Source organism: Neobacillus drentensis (assembly GCF_036965245.1).
Taxonomy (GTDB): Bacteria; Bacillota; Bacilli; order Bacillales; family Cytobacillaceae; genus Neobacillus; species Neobacillus drentensis_G.
On sequence record NZ_JBALPG010000028.1, the window covers coordinates 10325 to 11346 of the forward strand.

General features: G+C 33.5%; 1 protein-coding gene. It reads left to right on the plus strand.

Features of this window, described 5'->3' with window-relative positions; genetic code table 11:
- Positions 1-322 precede the first annotated feature (322 nt).
- The gene (locus tag V7150_RS08080; RefSeq protein ID WP_335515980.1) at positions 323-478 is read left to right on the plus strand and encodes a Fur-regulated basic protein FbpA; all 156 of its coding nucleotides are present in this window, start codon (positions 323-325) and stop codon (positions 476-478) included.
- The last annotated feature ends 544 nt before the right edge of the window (positions 479-1022 follow it).

A 1022-nucleotide genomic window follows, 5' to 3' on the forward strand; every position in this document is an offset into this window, starting at 1 on the left:
TGAGTAGAAAAAAACAAAGGTAAGAGAATCTTATTAATTTGGGCAAGGTGAACATTCTAGCTATTCTCCATTAGTGACTTCCGGTGTGTGATTGCAATAGTGAAGTTATCAGATCTTTTCTATACAATAAGTCAATACTATACAGCAGCCAAAGTAGCACTCTCGTATAAAATTTTTTCAAAGCACATAAGCCGATTACCCTAGTTTTTGTCATTCATTAAATAATGTTAACAATTCCATTAAATGAATGTAATTTATGGGGATTTCGACAAATTTTAGGGTAAAATGATGCCTTTAAGTCGACGAGTGGAGGATTCAGATGATGAATCAAATACAACAAAATGAGCTTCAGCAAAAAAGGCATCAATTAATTGATGAACTCATTAAATCAGGCATTTATAAAATAAATAACAAACACCTTTATGAATGGACTTTAAGTGATTTAGAGGAAGAATATAAAGATATTGAAAAACAATAAGAAGGCGAGGAACAAATTCCGATTTCCTTGGATTCCTTCTTGAATACTTAGTACACGGAAAATTAATTATTCTAAGGAACCATCTCCTTTGTCTCAACAAAAAAGGACGCCTAAATTGGCCGCCGAATCATAAAGTAAATCACCCTTAGAAGTTTGCTAGGGTTACTTAGTAGTTTATATAAAGCACCATGGAACAGGGAGGAAGGATCGCAAAAACGACTCAGAATATCCAATCTGAGAAAAAATAAACATTTTCGAATACAAATTGGTGAAGCTCCGCTTAGCGCTGCTTACACCGTCTTAATTATAGTAGGTTGGTTCTTTGAATGAATTGTAACTCCATAGCAGATGGTGGCGTGGAACGGCTTTGCGTTTTCTACGATGTGGAGTGGGGAAAATAAAACTATTAAATTACTAAATGTGAGTATTTGTCCATTTCTATGTATCAATTAAACTAGGACCATCGAATTGTTTTAAAAATAAATGGAACATCATCCTCGAAAAAAATGATGAAACTAGTCAAAAGGATTTAGCTTAAATATGA

What these genes read in the sequence shown, in the direction of transcription:
- V7150_RS08080 (WP_335515980.1), top strand. Translation starts at nt 323, where the DNA reads ATGAATCAAATACAACAAAATGAGCTTCAGCAAAAAAGGCATCAATTA.